We start from the raw sequence: 19,148 nt of genomic DNA, 5'->3' as shown, positions 1-19,148 counted from the left end.
AAATGGCGCAGAAGGGCGCGGCATGCGTCTAGCGCATGGCCGATGCATTGATGTCACACGTCACTCAGCGGAAGAGCCCGTCGCGGCACGGTCGCGATGCCAGCCGACGACAGCCTCGGGGTGGCAGTCGGTGGAGGCGAAATAGGGCTTCACGTCGAGGAGCCTCGTGCCGTCGAGGCAGTCCAGCCCGGCGACCACCAGCCGGTCCTCGTGCAGTTCCAGCAGCCGCGTCGCGCTGATCGCGATCGGGTTCGGGCGGGCCGGGCTGCGCAGCGCGAAAGTGCCGCGCGGCTCGCCGTAATAGCGCGGCACCTGAACGACGAGGTTCCGCGGCGAGCGGTCCATGAAGTAGAGCAGCCAGACATGGCTCGTGCCCTCCAGCCCGCGCAGGGCCGGGCGGAAGGCAGGGTCGACCTCCACCGTGCAGATGGCATCCGACTGGCCGGCGTTCTTCGGGCAGTCGGCGCGATGCGTCCACGGCGTGCGGATGCGGCCGATGAAATAGAGCCCGGCATCGGGGGTGTCGGGCAGATCGACCGCGATTTCGCCCGGCCGCGCCCCGAAGGCGCCGGCATCACCGTCCGACGGGGAGGTCTTGTCCGCGCGAGAGGTCTCGTCCGCGCCGCCGCTCATCTGTCCCGCCCCACTGTCCCTCTCATGTCGCTCATGTCCCTAAAACCTGTCTCACACCGCCCACACCGCGCACTCCTTGCAGCACCCCTTGCGCGGCGCCGCGATAAGACATAAACATATCTTTATATCTTTCTTGGAGGTCACGTGTCCGCTTCGCCGCTCGGTTTCGCGCACCTGCTCGACGGTCTCAAGGCCGCCGGCGAGGACACGCGCCTGCGCCTTCTGGCGCTGATCGGCGAGGGTGAACTGACCGTCACCGAGCTTACCGAGATTCTTGGCCAGTCGCAGCCCAGGATTTCGCGTCATCTCAAGCTCCTGGCCGAAGCCGGGCTGGTCGAGCGCTTCCGCGAGGCGAGCTGGGTGTTCTACCGCCGCGCCGTCGACACGCCCGGCGCCGCGCTCACCGACGCCCTGCTCGACCTGATGGCGCCGGACGACGACGTGCTGCTGCGCGACCGCGAGCGGCTGGAGGCGGTGCGCGCCGCCCGCGCCGCCCAGGCGCAGGATTATTTCCGCGCCCACGCGCATGAATGGGACGCCATCCGCCGCCTGCACGCGCCGGAGGAGCAGGTGGAAGCCGCTATAAGATCAGCGCTTTCCGGCGTTCGTGTGGGCAGCCTTCTCGATCTCGGCACCGGCACCGGGCGCATCCTCGAACTCTTCGCCGACGAGATGGAGCGCGGCGTCGGCATCGACCTCTCGGCCGAGATGCTGGCGGTGGCGCGCGCCAATCTGGAGCGCGCCGGCGTGCGCAACGCCACTGTCCGGCAGGGCGACATCTACAATCTGGCGCTGCCGCGCGACGCCTTCGACGTGGTGATCGTGCATCAGGTGCTGCATTTCCTCGAGGACGCGCCGCGCGCCATCAGGGAGGCGGCGCGGGTGCTGCGTCCCGGCGGGCGGCTGCTGATCGTCGATTTCGACCCGCACGACCTCGAATTCCTGCGCGAGCAGCACGCCCATCGCCGCCTCGGCTTCGCGCCGGAGATCATGGAGAGCTGGCTCGTTCAGGCCGGCCTCGTGCCGCAATCCCACCGCCTGCTGGCGCCGAAAGGCGAGGGCGGGCTCACCGTTTCGCTCTGGCTCGCCCGCGACCCCCGCGTCGTGCTGGCCCAATCACCGCAGGGCCCGGCCCAACAGAACAAGGAGGTCGCCTGATGTCGTCCGAAATCGAGCGCCGCAGCCGGCGCAGCGGCGGAAAGCCGATCTCCGTGTCGTTCGAATTCTTCCCGCCCAAGACGGCGGAAATGGAGGCCACGCTATGGAACTCCATCACCCGGCTGGCGCCGCTGGCGCCGAAATTCGTCTCCGTCACCTATGGCGCAGGAGGCTCCACCCGCGAGCGCACCCACGCCACGGTCGAGCGCATCGTGAAGGAGACGCGTCTCGCACCGGCCGCGCATCTCACCTGCGTCTCGGCGACGAAAGCCGAGGTGGATGAGGTCGTCAGGGGCTATTGGGATGCGGGCGTGCGCCATATCGTGGCGCTGCGCGGCGACCCGCCGGGCGGCGTCGGCCATCATTATGAGCCTCACGCGGAGGGCTACCGCACGACGGCGGAACTGGTGGCCGGCATCCGCCGCATCGCCAATTTCGAGGTCTCGGTCTCGGCCTATCCGGAGAAGCACCCGGAGAGCCCGGGCTTCGACACCGATCTCGACATCCTTGCCGCCAAGGTCGATGCCGGGGCGACGCGCGCCATCACCCAGTGCTTCTTCGATAACGACCTCTATTTCGACTATCTCGACAAGGTGCGCGCGCGCGGCATCGATGTTCCTGTCGTGCCGGGCATCCTGCCCGTTTCGAACTTCAAGCAGGCCAAGAACTTCTCGGAGAAGACCGGCACCTACATGCCGGACTGGCTGGCGGCGCGTTTCGAGGGCCTCGACAACGACCCCGAGACGCGCAAGCTGATCGCCGCCGCGGTGGCGGCCGAGCAGGTGTTCGATCTTGTGGACCGCGGCGTCACCGAGTTCCATTTCTACACGCTGAACCGCGCCGATCTCGTCTACGCCATCTGCCACCTTCTGGGCATCCGCCCGCCGCAGGAAGCGGGGCAGGCAAGCGGGCAGGCGGCGGCATGAGGCCTGCGGCGGCGTAGGTAAAGGCGTGCGTTGCCCTATATAGTAGGGGCATTCCACGGAGACGGTCGATGAGCGAGCCGGATGACGAGATCGTCGCCGAATTGACGGCAATGATGCATGACATTCAGGCTGGCTTCATGTCGCTTGAACACCGATTTGACGCCTCAGAGGCTCGCCTTGATGGGCTCGCGCAGAAACTCGACGCAGCGCTCGCCGAGGCCAAGAAGCGTCACAATACGTTTTGAAAGGCCCACTCAATCGACGCCATTTAACCTCTCCCCGTGGGGGAGAGGTCGGCGCGCAGCGCCGGGTGAGGGGGGATGAAGGGCAGCATTTCGGGAGCGCGGCGGCTGAGACGATGTCAGACGGACGCCGAAGCGCTCCTCTGGTCGCGCTTGCGCGACCGCCGCCTCGGCGGATGGAAATTTCGCCGGCAGGTGCCCGTCGACACATACATCGCCGATTTCCTCTGCGTCGATGCGAAACTGGTAATCGAACTCGACGGTGGTCAGCATGCCGCCGAGACCGATGAGGAAAGAACACGGACGATTGAAGCCTGTGGCTATCTGGTCATCCGTTTCTGGAATAACGACGTGCTGACAAACATGGACGGTGTCCTGCTGACCATCGTCGACGCGATGCGCGCAGGCGCCCCTCACCCCAACCCTCTCCCCGACGGGGAGAGGGAGTAGAAAGTGCTCTGTCATGGTCAACGCTCCGACCTTGCCCGCCGACACATTCGACGCCCTCACCGCTGCCGCGCGCGAGCGCATCCTCGTGCTCGACGGCGCCATGGGCACGATGATCCAGCAGCTCAAGCTGGACGAGGCGGGCTATCGCGGCGCGCGGTTCAAGGACTGGCCGCAGGACGTGAAGGGCAATAACGACCTGCTCAACATCACCGCCCCGGACGCGGTGCGCGACATCCACCTCGCCTATTTCATGGCCGGGGCGGATATCGTCGAGACCAACACCTTCTCCGGCACCACCATCGCCATGGCCGATTACGGCATGGAAAGCCTGGTGCGCGAGATCAATTTCGAAGGCGCGCGGCTGGCGAAGGAGGCCGCGACGCTGGCGCAGGCGAAGGACGGCCGCCGCCGCTTTGTCGCCGGTGCCATCGGGCCGACCAACCGCACCGCCTCGATCTCGCCTGACGTGAACGACCCCGGCTTCCGCGCAACCTCCTTCGACGAACTGGCCACCGCCTATGGCGAGCAGGCTTCGGCGCTGCTTGACGGTGGGGCGGACCTCCTGCTGATCGAGACCATCTTCGACACGCTGAACGCCAAGGCGGCGGTGTTCGCCATCGAGCGCCTGTTCGCCGAGCGCGGCATCCGCGTGCCGGTCATGATCTCCGGTACCATCACCGACCTCTCCGGCCGCACCCTGTCGGGCCAGACGCCGGCGGCGTTCTGGAATTCGCTGCGCCACGCCCAGCCCTTCTCCATCGGCCTGAACTGCGCGTTGGGCGCCAAGGAGATGCGCGCCCATATCGACGAGCTGTCGCGGATCGCCGACACGCTGGTCTGCGCCTATCCCAATGCCGGCCTGCCCAACGAATTCGGGCTCTATGACGAGAGCCCGGAGGCGATGGCGAAGCTGGTCGGCGAGTTCGCCGCCTCCGGCCTCGTCAACATCGTCGGCGGCTGCTGCGGCACGACGCCGGACCATATCCGCGCGCTGGCGCAGGCGGTGGCCCCGCATGCCCCGCGCGAAATCCCCGAGGTCGAGCCGCGTCTGCGGCTGTCCGGGCTGGAGCCGTTCGAGCTCACGCCCATCATCCCGTTCGTGAATGTCGGCGAGCGTACCAACGTCACCGGCTCAGCGCGCTTCCGCAAGCTGATCACCAATGGCGACTACGCCGCCGCGCTGGCGGTCGCGCGCGAGCAGGTGGAGAACGGCGCGCAGGTCATCGACATCAATATGGACGAGGGCCTGCTCGATTCCGAGAAGGCCATGGTGACGTTCCTTAACCTGCTCGCCGCCGAGCCGGACATCGCCCGCGTGCCGGTGATGGTCGACTCATCCAAGTGGAGCGTCATCGAGGCGGGGCTGAAGTGCATCCAGGGCAAGGGGATCGTGAATTCGATCTCCATGAAGGAGGGCGAGGAGGCCTTCCGCCACCATGCAAGGCTGGTGCGCGCCTATGGCGCCGCCGTCGTCGTGATGGCCTTTGACGAGAAGGGCCAGGCCGACACCTATGAGCGCAAGGTGGAGATCTGCTCGCGCGCCTACCGCATCCTCGTCGACGAGGTCGGCTTTCCCCCCGAGGACATCATCTTCGACCCCAACATCTTCGCGGTGGCGACCGGCATCGAGGAGCATGCGGGCTATGGCGTCGCCTTCATCGAGGCGACCCGCGCCATCCGCCAGCAGCTTCCGCACGCCCACATCTCGGGCGGCGTTTCCAACCTGTCCTTCTCGTTCCGCGGCAACGAGCCGGTGCGCGAGGCGATGCACGCCGTGTTCCTGTATCACGCCATCGCGGCGGGCATGGATATGGGCATCGTCAATGCCGGCCAACTCGCGCCCTACAGCGAGATCGAGCCGGAACTGCGCGAGGCCTGCGAGGACGTGGTGCTCAACCGCCGTGAGGACTCCACCGAGCGCCTGCTGGCGCTGGCCGAGCGCTTCAGGGGCGGCGGGCGCGAGAAGAAGGAAGCCGATCTCACCTGGCGGACGTGGGCCGTGGAGAAGCGACTGGCGCATGCGCTGGTCAATGGCATCACCGATTTCGTCGAGGTGGACACGGAGGAGGCGCGCCTCTCCGTCGCCCGCCCGCTGCACGTGATCGAAGGCCCGCTGATGGCCGGCATGAATGTGGTCGGCGACCTGTTCGGGGCCGGCAAGATGTTCCTGCCGCAGGTGGTGAAGTCCGCCCGGGTGATGAAGCAGGCAGTGGCCTATCTCATGCCCTTCATGGAGCAGGAGAAGCTGGACAACGGCACGACGGAGGATTCCTCCGCCGGCAAGGTGCTGATGGCGACCGTGAAGGGGGACGTGCACGACATCGGCAAGAACATCGTCGGCGTCGTGCTCCAGTGCAACAATTACGAGGTGATCGACCTCGGCGTCATGGTGCCGACGGCGAAGATCCTCGAAGTCGCCCGTGCCGAGAAGGTGGACGTGATCGGGCTTTCAGGCCTCATCACGCCCTCGCTCGACGAGATGGTGCATGTCGCCTCCGAGATGGAGCGCGAGGGCTTTGACGTGCCGCTGCTGATCGGCGGGGCGACGACCTCGCGCGTCCACACGGCGGTGAAGATCGCCCCGCAATATGTGCGCGGCCAGGCGGTCTATGTCACCGACGCCAGCCGGGCGGTGGGCGTGGTCTCAAACCTGCTCAACGACAACACCCGCGCCGACTATGTGGCGAACCTGCGCGCCGAATACGCCAAGGTGGCGGACGCGCACGCCAAGTCCGACCGCAACAAGGTGCGCGTCAAGCTGGAGGACGCGCGCGCCAACCGGCTGGCGCTCGACTTCGCCGCCTATCGCGCGCCGGTGCCGACCTTCCTCGGCACGCGCGTGTTCGAGAGCTACGACCTCGGCGAGCTGGTGCCCTATATCGACTGGACGCCGTTCTTCCAGTCCTGGGAGCTGAGCGGGCATTATCCCGCCATCCTCGACGACCCCAAGGTCGGCATCGCCGCCCGCGCGCTCTATGACGACGCCCGCAAGATGCTGGAGCGGATCGTCGCCGAGAAGTGGCTCACCGCCCGCGCCGTGGTCGGCTTCTGGCCGGCCAATGCGGAGGGCGACGACATCGTGCTCTACACAGATGAGGCGCGCGCGGAAGAGCTCGCCACACTGCACACGCTGCGCCAGCAGATGGCCAAGCGCGAGGGGCGCACCAATCTCGCGCTGGCGGACTTCGTCGCCCCGAAGACGGCAGCGGTGGCCGATTATGTCGGCGGCTTCTGCGTCTCCACGGGCTTCGGCGAGCACGAGCGCTCGGAGGCCTTCAAGGCGGCGCATGACGACTATTCCGCGATTCTTCTCAAGGCCTTGGCGGACCGTCTTGCAGAAGCGTTCGCGGAGCGCATGCATGAGCGGGTGCGCAAGGAATTCTGGGCTTATGCACCGGATGAAGAACTTGAGAATGAGAATCTGATTCAGGAAGCCTATCGCGGCATCCGCCCCGCGCCGGGCTATCCGGCGCAGCCCGACCACACGGAAAAGGCGATTCTTTTCAAGCTGCTCGACGCGACTTCTCGGATCGGAGTCGAGTTGACCGAGAGCTTTGCCATGTGGCCCGGCGCGGCAGTCTCCGGTCTCTATTTCGCCCATCCGGACGCCTCCTATTTCGGCGTCGGGCGCATCGAGCGCGACCAGGTCGAGGACTACGCGGCCCGCAAGGGGATGAGCGTGGAGGAGGCCGAGCGCTGGCTGGCGCCGATCCTCAATTACGATCCGCTGGCCTACAAGCCGGTGGCGGCCGAGTAGGGCGTCCATGGCGGTGGTGGAGAAGGAGCGGCGCATGTGGCACTGGGTGCTGCTTGTCGTGCTGGCATGGGCGGGCCTCGCCTATATCCTCCTGCCGCGCCTGTGGACGCATCACGAGCGCCAGCCCGGCATCGCGCATCTGCCGATGGTGACGCAGACGAAGCAGGGTATTCCGGGCGATCCGATCGATGTCGGCCTCGTCGGCACGCGCGATGACGTGGTGCGCGCCATGATCGCGGCGGGCTGGACACCGGCCGACCCGGTGACGCTGAAATCGTCCATCGAAATCGTCGGTTCGGTGCTGCTCCGCCGCCCCGATCCGAAGGCGCCGGTCAGCCCGCTCTATTATGACGGCCGGGTAGAGGACCTCGCCTTCGAGAAGGAAATCGGCCGCAGCGCCGACCGCCGCGACCATGTGCGCTTCTGGAAGGTGCTCGACGCGGGCGAGGAGGGCGCGCCGGTGTGGCTCGGCTCGGCGACCTATGACAAGGGGGTCGGCCTCAGCCACTACACCGGTGCCGTCACCCACCATATCGGCCCGGATGTCGACGCGGTGCGCGACCTGCTGGTCGACGATCTGAAGGCCGCCGGCATGGTGCGCACGCTCTATCAGGTCACGGGCGTCGGACCGACCCTGTTCGGCCGCAATGGCGGCGGCGACCGCTACTACACCGACGGCGAGGTCTGGCTCGCGCGCCTGACGGTGAACGGCGAGAAGAACGCGAACCCTCCCACCATCGTCAGCCCGCCGCCGGCGGTGCTGATGAAGGACAATCTGTGGCGGCAGATCGCCGGCCTCGTCGGCGACCGCTGAGCCGACGGGGCAATGAAAAAGGCCGGCGCGCGCAGGCGGCCGGCCTTTCCGTCAGATGCGCAGGGGCGCTCAGAACTTGTAGTTCACGCCCAGCTTCACGGTCTGCAGCTTCACGTCGATGCTGGTGTTGGCGGCGCTGTCCCAGTTGATGTCGCCGAGATCCGCGTAGAGATATTCCGCCTTCACCGTCCAGTTGTCCGTCACGGCATATTCGAGGCCGCCGCCGATCGTCCAGCCCCACAGGGTCTGGCTCTTGGACGCCGAGCCCGAGAAGAACGGGTCATAGGCGCCGTCGGTGAAGCTGCTCCAGTTCTCGGAGACCTTCACCGTGCCCCAGGCGAGACCGCCGGTGACATAGGGGAGGAACCGGTCCATGGCGTAGCCGAGGCGCGCGCGCACCGTGCCGAAGGTCTCGATCTTGGTCTCGATCGAGCCGAAGTCCTGGTCGGCGAGGCCCGCATCGAAGGCCGAGTAGTTGAGCTTGTCGTTGAGCGAGCCGAACTCGAAATCGGCCTCGACGCCCAGAACGACATTGTTGGTGAACTGGTAGTTATAGCCGGCCTGAACGCCGCCGAACCAGCCCGTGGGGTCCGAGCCGCCGCTGTAGCTGGTGGCGTCCCAGCCGGCATAGTGCCAGGCGAGATAGTTGTCCCAGGGCGCCGAGCCCTCGCCCCAGCCATAGCCGACATTGGCGCCGGCATAGAGGCCGGTCCAGGTGAAGACCGGCGCATAGACCAGCGGCGGCGCCTTCACGGCGATGGGAAGGTCGGCCGCGAGCGCCGGCGCCGTCAGCAGCGCTCCGGTGGCGGCGCCCAGAAGCAGAGCCTTGATACGCATGTGGGTATGCCCCCCGATGAAGATGACCAACAGTAACGTAAACCGCAGGGTCCTAACAACCCGTGCACCCTACCACCGGCAGAGCTTTGCAGAGGTTCCCTGACGTCTCAGGCCGCAGCGATGGCTCGCTCCAGGAAGCGCGCCAGCGTGAGCGTCTGGCGGTCGCGGCCGAATCGGCCGACGAGCTGGATGCCGATCGGCAGGCCGGTGGCGCCGGCAAGGCCGGTGACGTTGACGCAGGGCGCCCCGGTCAGCGTCCACAACCGGTTGAAAGCCGGCGAGCCGGTCGAGCCGAGGCCTTCCGGCGCCTCGCCGGTGGTAGAGAAGGTGAGCACCGCGTCGAAATCGGCGAACAGGTCGGCGAGCGCGTAGCGGGCACGGCGGGCGGCGCGGCGGGCGGCGTCATAGTCCTCCGGCGTCACGCGCGCGGCGCCTTCCAGATAGGCGGCGAGCGTCGGCGAGAGCGCCTCGCGGTGGCGGTCCCACTCGTCGGCGAAGGCGAGCGCGGCTTCGTAAGCCTGCAGCGGCACGCTGGCGGCGTCGCCCGCCTCCAGCGCCTCGGGCAGCTCGATCTCGCGCAGATGCGCGCCGGCGAGCGCGGCGGCGGCAATCGCGGCGTCGAGCGCGGCATGGGCATCGGGCGCCGCCAGATGCGCGCGCGCGGTGCGCACCACGGCGAAGCGCGGTGCCGGCGTGTCTTCCTCGAAGCCGAACTCGCGGCCGGTGAGCGCGCCGGCGGCGAAGGCGACATCGGCGACATGGGCGCCGAACAGGCCGATCGTGTCGAGCGACCAGGCGAAGGGCTTGAGCCCGAGCACCGGCAGGAGCTTGAAGGACGGCTTGTAGCCGGTGACGCCGCAATAGGAGGCCGGACGGATGATCGAGCCGCCGGTCTGGGTGCCGATGGTGATGGGCAGCATGCCTGCCGCCACCGCCGCCGCCGAGCCGGCGGAGGAGCCGCCCGGCGTATGGCCGGCATGGCGCGGGTTGCGGGTGACGCTGGGCGTCATGAAGGCGAACTCGGTCGTGACGGTCTTGCCGGCAATGAGCCCGCCCGCCCGTGCGGCCATGCGCACCACGGCGGCATCCGTCACCGGGCGGTATCCCGCGAAGAGCGGCGTGCCTCGGCCGGTGCGGAAGTCCACCGTGTCGAGAATGTCCTTCACGCCGAGCGGCAGGCCGGCCAGCGGCTTCTGCGCGAGGCCGGGTGCTTTCGCGGCCGCCAGCAGCGCGTCGAGGTCGAGGCTGGCGAAGGCGCGGATATCACCTTCGCGCGCGCGGATGGTCGCGGCGCAGCGCTCGGCGACGTCGGCGGGGGAGAGGTGGCCGGAGCGGACGGCCTGGGCGAGGGCGGCGGCGGAGAGCATCTCGGTCATGGCCTCGGCTGTCGCACGGGCCGGGCCGGCGTGCAAGACGGCGCGCGCGGACGCACACGAGGAACTCGGCGAGTCCTGCGTGGAGCTATGCGTTCGGCCGCCATGCGCATGCGAAATGCGGGGGCGAAGCGGAAAGGTGTGGCATGCCGTATGCAATAAACTCCGGCGTAAACATCCTCCGAGAGGGTTCGCGCCGATGCAGATCGTCCTGAACTGTTCCGCAGACCTCGCCCGCCGGCTCATGCTGTCGCCGCGTCCGAGCTACTGGGGCAATCTTCACGCCATACTGATCAAGGCCCACGATCCGTCCGAGGGTGTCTATCACTGGCCGCGCGTCGCCGAGACCGACGAGATGAAGGGCATGGGCAGTGTCGGGCCCGCGGGCGAGACGGGGAGGGCGTCATGAGCCACCTCATCCTCACCATCTGCCTGCTGGCCGACCCGTCCGCCTGCCGCGAGGAGCGGGTGGCGACACAGGCGCGCGCTGCGCTGCCCCTCGAATGCACCGCCGCCATGACGGAGTGGGCGACCACCCACCCGGCCTGGCGGGTGGTGAAGTGGCGCTGCGGTCTCGTCGAGCGCGACATCTGAGCCGACCGCCCGCCCGAAAAGGCGTGGGCAGGAGGGGCCGGGGAACGTTCCGCCCGCGCCCGCCGGCCGCTGCCATGCGCGGCCTTTCCGGCGCGCCTTGATCCGCACAGCCGCGCCTGCGCTTCCTCGCTGGCCAGGCCCGGCATGGAGTTGCCACCATGTCCTTCGCCATGTCTTTGCTGGCCTTGCCCACGCTGGTCCTGGGTTCGCTGCCGTCTCTCAGCCCGTCGCCGTTCGCCACGGTGGCCGCGATGTATGTGGTGGGGTGCGCCGGCCTCGTCCTCGTCGCCTTCGACGCGGCGGCCGACACGAGCGAGGACGAATAGCGGGAACCGGCGCCCGCCCGCCGGGGCCTCGCGGTGCGGTGCCGCGTCGCAAGCGGAAGATGGCGCCGGGCCGCCGGCATCCGCTAGAGTGAGGCGGGCGGCGCCGGGCTGCCCGATTCCCGACCGAGAGATGCGCGGCGCCACTTTCCTCCTTGTCGTCAACTTCTTCATCGGCCTGTCCTTCGCCGCCGCCTTTCTCGGCGTGGCGCGGCAGTCGCGTTCCAGCCTCGGGCGCTGGTGCACGGCCGGCTTCCTGTGCGCGGCGGGAACCGTGACGGTGGAGGCACTGGCGCCGCTGCTGTCCTCGGAAGCGGAGATCTCGCTCCTCTCCTCCAGCCTGCTGCTGGCGGGCGTCACGCTGATTGCGGCGGGGATCGCCCGGCACTACCGGCCGGACGCTTCGATCCTCCCCATCCTTGCGCTGTTCGTCGCCGCCGAAGCGCTCAACCTCGCGCTGCGCCCCGGTCTGCCACGCGGCACGCTGGCCTATACGCTGCTCTACCAGATGCCCTATGCGGCGATGCTGGCGCTTGCCGCCGGATTCGTGCTCGACGCGCGCCGCCGCCGCACGGTGGATGCCGCGCTCGCCGCCGTTCTGGCCGCCGGGGCGCTGCATTTCCTCGCCAAGGCGCTGCTGCCGCTGGTGGAAGGCCTGCAGGCGCCCGGCGTGCGCGACTACATCCTCAGCGCCTATGGCTATTACTCGCAGACGCTCGGCGCGGTGCTGTCGCTGCTGCTCGGCCTCGCCCTGCTCGGGGTGCTCGTCGACGAGGTGATGAGCGAGACGCGCCATGCGCTCCAGCGCGACGGGCTCTCCGGCGCGCTCAATCGCGCGGCCTTTATCGAGCGCGCCGGTGTGATGCTGGCGCGCCTCGCGAACGGGCGGACGGCCTGCCTCGTGATGGTCGATCTCGACCATTTCAAGTCGATCAACGACCGATTCGGCCATGCCGCCGGCGATGAGGTGATCCGTGCCGTCGGTGCCGTGCTCACGCGGGCGGCGGGCGGCGATGCGCTGTGCGGACGGCTCGGCGGCGAGGAATTCTGCCTATTGCTGCCGGAGGAGGGCACCGAGGGCGCCCGCCGCCGTGTCGAGGCAATCCGCGCCGCCCTCGCCGGGCTCGTCTTTGCGCGATTGCCGCCGGGGGAACGGGTGACGGCGAGCTTCGGCATGGCGCTCGCCCGTGAGGGCGCGGTTCTCGATGAGGTGCTCGACGCTGCCGACAGGGCGCTCTATGCGGCCAAGCAGGCCGGCCGCGACCGCTACGCGCTGGCCGTCGAGGCAGATGGCGCGTCGCTCGCCGCCGCTCGGCTGCGCCCGCGCTGAACGCCGTTCCGCCCGCTGCCGCAGCGGCGCGGCCACACCTGCCGTTTCATCGTATTTCCTGATGGCCAACCGCGCGGAATTTCGTTTGAGTGCTTGCGCGCGGGGCGCTAAGCGCGGATCGTCCTACCAACGCTGCGGGGCGCGCGCATGAACATCCTCTCGATCCAGTCCTGGGTTGCCTACGGCCATGTGGGCAACGCCTCGGCCATGTTTCCCATCCAGCGCCTCGGCCACGAGGTGTGGGGGCTGCACACGGTGCAGTTCTCCAACCACACCGGCTACGGCGCCTGGCGCGGAGAGGTTTTTGGCGCCGGGCTGATCCGCGACCTCGTGGGAGGCATCGAGGAGCGTGGCGTGCTGCCGCGCTGCGACGGGGTGCTGTCGGGCTATATGGGCTCGGCCGAGATCGGCGACGCCATCCTCGACACGGTGGGGCGCGTGAAGGCGGCCAATTCCGCCGCGCATTACTGCTGCGATCCGGTCATCGGCGATGTGGGACGCGGGGTCTTCGTGCGGCCGGGCATTCCCGAATTCATGCGCGACCGCGCCGTGCCGGCGGCCGACATCATCACGCCCAACCAGTTCGAACTCGACTACCTCGCGGGCCGCGAGACGACGACGCTGGCCGAAGCGCTGGCCGCCTGCGACGCGGTGCATGCGAGCGGGCCGCGTGTCATCATGGTCACGAGCCTGCACACGGAGGACACGCCGGCCGATTCGATCGACCTCCTCGCCTCCGGTCCGGACGGGCGCTACCGCGTGCGCACGCCCAAGCTGGACATCTCGGTGAACGGGGCCGGCGACGCCATCGCGGCGCTGTTCTTCGTGCACTGGAAGGCGACGCATTCGACCGCCGAGGCGCTGTCGAAGGCGGCGTCCTCGGCCTATGGCTTGCTTGCCCGGACGGCGGCGGCGGGATCGCGCGAGATCCTGACCGTTGCCGCCCAGGATGAATTCGTCACGCCGTCTCGTGTCTTCACGCCGGAGAAGATCTGACCGCCATGGCCCGCCGCTTCGTCGTCCTCGACGTCTTCACCGACCGGACGCTGTCCGGCAACCCGCTGGCCGTCGTGCTCGATACCGAGGGGCTCGACGGCAACCACATGCAGGCCATTGCCCGCGAATTCAACCTCTCCGAGACGGTCTTCGTCCTGAAGCCGCAGGAAGAGGAAAGCCGGGCCCGGCTGCGCATCTTCACCACAAATCACGAGTTGCCCTTCGCCGGGCATCCCACCGTCGGTGCGGCAGTGCTGCTGGCGATCCGCGACGGGGTGGAGACCTCGACGGATTTCGTGCTGGAGGAAAATGTCGGACCGGTGGCCTGCCATGTCACCGTGCGGCGCGAGCGCTCCGGCAGCGCCACCTTCACCGTGCCGCGCATCCCCGAGATCGTCGACGCCGCGCCGATGAGCCGGGAGGCCTGCGCGCAGGCGCTCGGCCTCGACACCTCCGACATCGGCTTCGACGATTATGTCCCGGTCATCGCCTCGGCCGGGGTGCCCTTCGTCTGCGTGCCGCTCGCCTCGCGCTCGGCGCTGGCCCGCATCAGTCCGAGCGCCGCGCGGCTGATCTCGACCTTCGGCGGCGGGGCAGACTCGGTCTACGTGTTCTGCCGCGACGAGGACGGCGAGGGCGATTTCCGCGCCCGCATGTTCGCCGCCAATATGGGCATCGACGAGGACCCGGCCACGGGCTCGGCGGCGGCCTCGCTGGCGGCGGTTCTGCTGGCCGGCGAGAAGCCGGCCGACGGCTTCCACGCCTTCGACATATTGCAGGGCGTCGAGATGGGCAGGCCGAGCCTCGTGCGCCTCGGCCTGCAGGTGGCGGACGGGGCGCTGACCGCCGTCACCATCGGCGGCGGGGCGGTGATCGTCTCGGAGGGCGTCGTGCATGTGTAAAGCCGCCCGCGCCTCGGTGCGGGCGTGAGCGGGGAAGAGCCTTCCGTCGTCGCGCTTGACCGGGTGGAGATGCGCCTCGCGCCCGTGCCGCATGTCTTTCCGCCCGACGAGCGCGCCGTCATCGACGCCCATTTCGCCGCGCGGCAGCGCGCCAATCCCGCGCTTTGGAACGGGCAGGTGCTGGTGCTCGAATCCTTCGGGATCGACGGGGGCGTGCTCGCTGGCCGCTACACCCCCGCCGATTTCGCCAGCCTGCTCTGGGTGCTGGAAGGCCCGCAGCCGCACGCGCATCTGCGCAACTGCTTCGCCATGGGTGCGCTGCGCGGGGCCGATGGCGGCTTCGTCATGGCGCGCATGGCGCCGTGGACCGCCAACGCCGGCAAGGTCTATTTCGCCGCCGGTACACCCGATGCGGGTGACGTGACACCCGATGGCCGCGTCGACCTTGAGGGCAGCCTGTTGCGCGAGCTGTTCGAGGAGACCGGCATCGCCGCCGGCGAGGTGACGCCGGCGCCCGGCTGGACGGCGGTGATCGACCGGCGCCGCGTCGCGCTGCTGCGCGAGATCGTCGTGCAGGAGGAGGCGGCGGCGCTGGCCGCGCGGCTCACGGACTTCGCCGCCCGCGAGACGCGTCCCGAGATCGACGCGGCGGTCGTGGTGCGGGGCCCGCAGGACCTGCCCGAGGGGGCGCCGCCTTTTATCGGTGCCTATCTCGCAGCCGTCTGGGGACGGGATAGAATGGAGCCGTGACTTTTCGGACTGAACAGTTCGAAAATGGCACGCGGCTCGCATGTGCGGGCGCACCACGGGGCCCGCGTTGGGGCGGACCGCCGTCCTTTGATCGGGGAGGTCATTCACATGCCGGTTAAATCGTCTGGGTCCGTGCCGCTTTTTTCGTCATCCCTGCTCGATAGGCGGCAGTTGCTGGCGCTCGGCGCCGGCGCCGCCGCGCTCACGGCCTTCGGCGGCGAGGCCTTCGCGGCCAAGGCCAAGCCGATCAAGGTCGCGGCGATTTACACCGTGCCGGTGGAGCAGCAGTGGGTCTCGCGCATCCACAAGGCGCTCAAGGCCGCCGAGGCGCGCGGCGACATCACCTATAAATTCTCCGAGAACGTCGCCAACACCGACTATGAGCGCGTGATGCGCCAGTATTCGCAGGAAGGCGCCGACCTCGTGGTGGGCGAGGTGTTCGCGGTGGAGCGTCCCGCCCGCAAGGTGGCGGCCGACTATCCCAAGACCGCCTATCTGATGGGGTCGTCCTTCGGCCCGACCAAGCCGAACTTCTCGGTGTTCGACAACTTCATCCACGAGCCGTCCTTCCTGACCGGCATGGTGGCCGGCAAGACCACCAAGTCAAACGTCATCGGCCTCGTCGGCGGCTACGCGATCCCCGAGGTGAACCGGCTGATGCAGGCCTTCATGGAAGGCGCCAAGTCGGTGAACCCGGACGTGAAGTTCATCGTGACCTTCATCAACTCCTGGTACGATCCGCCCAAGGCCAAGGAGGCCGCCTTCGCCCAGATCGACAAGGGTGCGGACGTTCTCTACGCCGAGCGCTTCGGCGTGTCGGACGCCGCCAAGGAGCGCGGCGTTAAGGCGATCGGCAACGTCATCGACACCTCCGGCCAGTATCCCGGCACGGTGATCGCCTCGGCGCTCTGGCAGATGGAGCCGACCATCGACAAGGCGATCAAGGAAGTGATGGACGGCACCTTCGTCGCGGCGGATTACGGCCCCTACAGCTACATGGCCGAAGGCGGCGCCAGCCTCGCCCCGCTCGATCCCAAGGTCGTTTCGCCGGAGGTCATCGAGATGGTCCTTCTCAAGGAGAAGGAGATCAAGGACGGCCTGTTCCGCGTGAACGTGAACGACGCCGAGCCCAAATCGACGCTGTAGCACGGGTGTCTTCCAAAACGACGTCATCCCCGGGCCTGGCCCGGGGATCCACGCCTTTAGCCGATGAAGACGTGGATGGCCGGGACGAGCCCGGCCATGACGGCCTGTTCATACGGATCCTCCCATGCACCCCGATCCCCGCCCCCTCGTCCTCTCACTTACCGGCATCACCAAGCGGTTCGGGCCGCTGACGGCGAACGACCATATCGACCTCGACGTGCGCGCCGGGGAGATCGTGGCGCTGCTGGGCGAGAACGGGGCGGGCAAGACCACGCTGATGAGCATCCTTTTCGGCCACTACATCGCCGACGAGGGCACGGTCTTCATCGCCGGAGCGGACGGGCAGCTCGCGCCGCTGCCGGGCGGCTCGGCGGAGGTCGCGCTGGGGGCGGGCATCGGCATGGTGCACCAGCATTTCGCCCTCGCCGAGAATCTCACCGGCTTCGAGAACATCGTGCTCGGCACGCAGTCGCTGTGGAGCCTCGGGCTGCGGAGCGGGACGGCGCGCGCCAAGATCGAGCGGCTGATCGCCGACAGCGGCCTTGCGGTCGACCTCGACGTGCCGGTGGCGCGCCTTTCGGTCGGCGAGCAGCAGCGCATCGAAATTCTGAAGGCGCTCTTCCGTGACGTGCGCGTGCTGATCCTCGACGAGCCGACCGCCGTGCTGACGCCGCAGGAGGCGGACGGGCTGTTCGCGACGGTAAGGAAGCTGGCGGCGAAGGGGCTCGCCGTCATTTTCATCAGTCACAAGCTGCACGAGGTGCTGGCGCTGTGCGAGCGTGTCGTCGTGCTGCGGGGCGGCGCCAAGGTCGCTGACCGGCCGAGCGCCGGGGCGGACCGGGCAATGCTCGCCGAGCTGATGGTCGGGCGTGCCATTCCCGCCCGCGAGCGCCCGCCCTCGACGCCGGGCGCGGCGGTGCTGAGCCTGCGCGGCGTGAGCGTCGGCGCGCCGGGCCAGCGCGACCGGCTGGAGCAGGCGGACCTCGACGTGCGCGCCGGCGAGATCGTCGGCATTGCCGGCGTCTCCGGCAACGGGCAGGGGGCGCTTGCCGCCCTCGTTGCCGGGCTGGCCGCTGCCCGTGCCGGGGAGGCCCGCCTTTCCGGCGTGGCGCTGACCGGGGCCGACCCCGCCGGGCGCGTCGCCGCGCAGGTCGGCCGCATCCCCGAGGATCGCCACCGCGACGGCACCATCGGCGCGCTGTCGGTGGCCGAGAACTACGTGCTGGAGACGATCTCCGCGCCGGAGAACCAGCGCGGCGGGGTGATGCGCCGCGCCGACATCCGCGCCCGCGCGGCGGCGGCGATCCGGGCCTATGACGTGCGCTGTCCCGGTCCCGACGCGGCCATCCGCGCGCTCTCAGGCGGCAACATGCAGAAGGTGGTGCTCGCCCGCGTGCTGGAGCGCGAGCCGAAGCTGGTGCTGGCGCATCAGCCGACGCGAGGGCTCGACATCGGCGCGACGACGGATGTGCACCGCCGCCTGATCGCCGCGCGCGGGCGCGGGGCGGCTGTGCTGCTGATCTCGGAGGATCTCGACGAGTTGTTCGCGCTGTCCGACCGCATCGCCGTGGTGCATGCCGGTCATCTGTCGCCGGCGATGGACGCCGCCGGTCTCGACGTGCGCACGGTCGGACTGATGATGGCCGGGCATTCGGCGGGGGAGGCGGCGTGATGGTGACGTCTCTCGCGCATCCGCCGCTGAACGGCGTCATCCCCGGGCTTGACCCGGGGATCCACGCCTTCGGGTACGCGTGTTTCAAGTCAAAAGACGCGGATGGCCGGGTCGGGCCCGGCCATGACGTTCGATGGATGCTTCGCCGAAGCGTGCCTGCAACCGGAGCCTCCGCATGATCCGCTTCGTCCCCCGCGAGCGCACGCCGGTCTGGCTCACGCTCACGGTGTCCATCGGTTCCGGACTGGCGGCGCTGCTCCTTACCGCTATTCCGCTGGCGCTCACCGGGGCGCCGGTCTTCACCGCCTTCGCGCTGATGGCGGCCGGGGCGGCGGGCGACGGCTTCGCGCTGGCCGAGACGTTGACCCGCGCCACGCCGCTGATCTTCACCGGCCTCGCCGCCGCCGTCGCCTTCCGGGCGAAGCTGTGGAACATCGGCGCCGAGGGGCAGCTCTATGCCGGTGCGCTCGCCACCGTGGCGCTGGGCGCCGGGCTGATCGAGGCACCGTCCTATGTGCTGGTACCGCTGGTGCTGGTTGGCGCGGCGGCGGCAGGCGCCGCGCTGCTGCTCGTGCCGGTGCTGTTCAAGACCCGGTTCGGCGCCGACGAGGTGGTGGTGACGCTCTTGATGAACTTCATCGTGCTGCTCTTCGTGCAGATGATGCTGGAAGGGCCGATGAAGGACGAGATGGCACTCGGCTGGCCGCAATCGGCCCCCGTGCTCGACGAGGCGACCCTGCCCAAGCTGGTCGAGGGGCTGCGCCTGCATGCCGGCCTCGTGCTGGCGCTGGTGGCGGCGGTGGGGCTGCATGTCTTCATCAACCGCACCGTCTGGGGTTTCCGCATCCGCGCCGTGGGCGAGAATGCCCGTGCCGCGCGTTATGCCGGCCTGCCGGTCGGAAAGGCGATGGCGCTGGTCGGCATTCTCTCGGGGGGGCTCGCGGGGCTCGCCGGCGCCAGCGAGGTGGCGGGGCTGAAGGGCTATCTCACCTCGGATCTGTCGCCCGGCTTCGGCTATGCCGGCATCGTCGTGGCGACATTGGCCAATCTTTCGCCGCTCGGCGTCATCCCTGCCGCCATCTTCGTCGCCGGCGTCTTCGTCGGGGCGGATTCGATGAGCCGGGCCATCGGCGTCTCCAACTATCTCGCCGATCTCGTGGTCGCCTTCGCCCTGCTCAGCGTGCTGGTGGGCGGACTGCTCACGCGCTTCCGCATCGTTCTCGTCCGCCGGGAGGCTGCGTGATG

Annotated in this window: 19 protein-coding genes; 16 read left to right on the top strand and 3 right to left on the bottom strand. The window is 68.8% G+C overall.

Annotated features, from left to right (window positions below):
- Positions 1 to 60: 60 nt before the first annotated feature.
- Positions 61 to 633: a tRNA (N6-threonylcarbamoyladenosine(37)-N6)-methyltransferase TrmO gene (gene tsaA / locus MWN33_RS14395; RefSeq protein WP_247201732.1), complete on the bottom strand. Its 573-nt coding sequence runs from the start codon at positions 631 to 633 to the stop codon at positions 61 to 63.
- Between the two features lie 144 nt (positions 634 to 777).
- Between tsaA and MWN33_RS14390 the strand changes: the two genes are divergently transcribed.
- The 6 genes from MWN33_RS14390 to MWN33_RS14365 all read left to right on the top strand — a co-directional run bounded on the left by MWN33_RS14390 (position 778) and on the right by MWN33_RS14365 (position 7,980).
- Entirely contained in the window at positions 778 to 1,791 is a 1,014-nt protein-coding gene (locus tag MWN33_RS14390) for an ArsR/SmtB family transcription factor (RefSeq protein ID WP_247201731.1), read from the top strand.
- A complete protein-coding gene (metF, locus tag MWN33_RS14385) occupies positions 1,791 to 2,717 on the top strand; it encodes a methylenetetrahydrofolate reductase [NAD(P)H] (protein WP_247201730.1) in 927 nt (308 codons plus the stop codon). Before MWN33_RS14390 ends, metF begins: the two co-directional genes overlap by 1 nt.
- A gap of 68 nt (positions 2,718 to 2,785) precedes the next feature.
- Positions 2,786 to 2,962, top strand: a complete 177-nt coding sequence (locus MWN33_RS14380) for a hypothetical protein (RefSeq protein WP_247201729.1) — start codon at positions 2,786 to 2,788, stop codon at positions 2,960 to 2,962.
- Between the two features lie 75 nt (positions 2,963 to 3,037).
- Positions 3,038 to 3,409, top strand: a complete 372-nt coding sequence (locus MWN33_RS14375) for an endonuclease domain-containing protein (protein WP_247201728.1) — start codon at positions 3,038 to 3,040, stop codon at positions 3,407 to 3,409.
- A 13-nt stretch (positions 3,410 to 3,422) separates the two neighbouring features.
- A complete protein-coding gene (metH, locus tag MWN33_RS14370) occupies positions 3,423 to 7,166 on the top strand; it encodes a methionine synthase (protein ID WP_247201727.1) in 3,744 nt (1,247 codons plus the stop codon).
- 7 nt (positions 7,167 to 7,173) lie between these two features.
- On the top strand, positions 7,174 to 7,980 hold the full coding sequence (locus tag MWN33_RS14365) for an LssY C-terminal domain-containing protein (protein ID WP_247201726.1): 807 nt from the start codon (positions 7,174 to 7,176) through the stop codon (positions 7,978 to 7,980).
- A gap of 69 nt (positions 7,981 to 8,049) precedes the next feature.
- Here the strand turns inward: MWN33_RS14365 and MWN33_RS14360 are convergent, their stop codons facing one another.
- Both MWN33_RS14360 and MWN33_RS14355 read right to left on the bottom strand, forming a co-directional pair.
- A complete protein-coding gene (locus tag MWN33_RS14360) occupies positions 8,050 to 8,817 on the bottom strand; it encodes an outer membrane protein (RefSeq protein WP_247201725.1) in 768 nt (255 codons plus the stop codon).
- A 107-nt stretch (positions 8,818 to 8,924) separates the two neighbouring features.
- Complete coding sequence (locus MWN33_RS14355) at positions 8,925 to 10,193, bottom strand: amidase family protein (protein ID WP_247201724.1); 1,269 nt, start codon at positions 10,191 to 10,193, stop codon at positions 8,925 to 8,927.
- 196 nt (positions 10,194 to 10,389) lie between these two features.
- Between MWN33_RS14355 and MWN33_RS14350 the strand changes: the two genes are divergently transcribed.
- The 10 genes from MWN33_RS14350 (at position 10,390) to MWN33_RS14305 (ending at position 19,146) form a co-directional block, all read left to right on the top strand.
- Positions 10,390 to 10,599, top strand: a complete 210-nt coding sequence (locus MWN33_RS14350) for a hypothetical protein (RefSeq protein ID WP_247201723.1) — start codon at positions 10,390 to 10,392, stop codon at positions 10,597 to 10,599.
- Positions 10,596 to 10,784, top strand: a complete 189-nt coding sequence (locus tag MWN33_RS14345) for a hypothetical protein (protein WP_247201722.1) — start codon at positions 10,596 to 10,598, stop codon at positions 10,782 to 10,784. Before MWN33_RS14350 ends, MWN33_RS14345 begins: the two co-directional genes overlap by 4 nt.
- A gap of 158 nt (positions 10,785 to 10,942) precedes the next feature.
- Entirely contained in the window at positions 10,943 to 11,110 is a 168-nt protein-coding gene (locus tag MWN33_RS14340) for a hypothetical protein (RefSeq protein WP_247201721.1), read from the top strand.
- Between the two features lie 130 nt (positions 11,111 to 11,240).
- On the top strand, positions 11,241 to 12,437 hold the full coding sequence (locus MWN33_RS14335; protein ID WP_247201720.1) for a GGDEF domain-containing protein: 1,197 nt from the start codon (positions 11,241 to 11,243) through the stop codon (positions 12,435 to 12,437).
- Positions 12,438 to 12,584: 147 nt separating this feature from the next.
- Entirely contained in the window at positions 12,585 to 13,433 is an 849-nt protein-coding gene (pdxY, locus tag MWN33_RS14330) for a pyridoxal kinase PdxY (RefSeq protein WP_247201719.1), read from the top strand.
- 5 nt (positions 13,434 to 13,438) lie between these two features.
- Positions 13,439 to 14,335, top strand: a complete 897-nt coding sequence (locus MWN33_RS14325) for a PhzF family phenazine biosynthesis protein (RefSeq protein WP_247201718.1) — start codon at positions 13,439 to 13,441, stop codon at positions 14,333 to 14,335.
- Between the two features lie 24 nt (positions 14,336 to 14,359).
- Positions 14,360 to 15,085: an NUDIX hydrolase gene (locus MWN33_RS14320; protein ID WP_247201717.1), complete on the top strand. Its 726-nt coding sequence runs from the start codon at positions 14,360 to 14,362 to the stop codon at positions 15,083 to 15,085.
- Between the two features lie 108 nt (positions 15,086 to 15,193).
- Positions 15,194 to 16,231, top strand: a complete 1,038-nt coding sequence (locus MWN33_RS14315; RefSeq protein ID WP_247201716.1) for a BMP family protein — start codon at positions 15,194 to 15,196, stop codon at positions 16,229 to 16,231.
- A gap of 124 nt (positions 16,232 to 16,355) precedes the next feature.
- Positions 16,356 to 17,903, top strand: a complete 1,548-nt coding sequence (locus MWN33_RS14310) for an ABC transporter ATP-binding protein (RefSeq protein ID WP_247201715.1) — start codon at positions 16,356 to 16,358, stop codon at positions 17,901 to 17,903.
- A gap of 175 nt (positions 17,904 to 18,078) precedes the next feature.
- Positions 18,079 to 19,146, top strand: coding sequence for an ABC transporter permease (locus MWN33_RS14305; protein ID WP_247201714.1), 1,068 nt, complete (start codon positions 18,079 to 18,081; stop codon positions 19,144 to 19,146).
- The last annotated feature ends 2 nt before the right edge of the window (positions 19,147 to 19,148 follow it).

Source organism: Ancylobacter koreensis (assembly GCF_023016525.1).
Classification (GTDB): domain Bacteria; phylum Pseudomonadota; class Alphaproteobacteria; order Rhizobiales; family Xanthobacteraceae; genus Ancylobacter; species Ancylobacter koreensis.
This window is presented reverse-complemented; position numbering and strand designations above follow the sequence as displayed.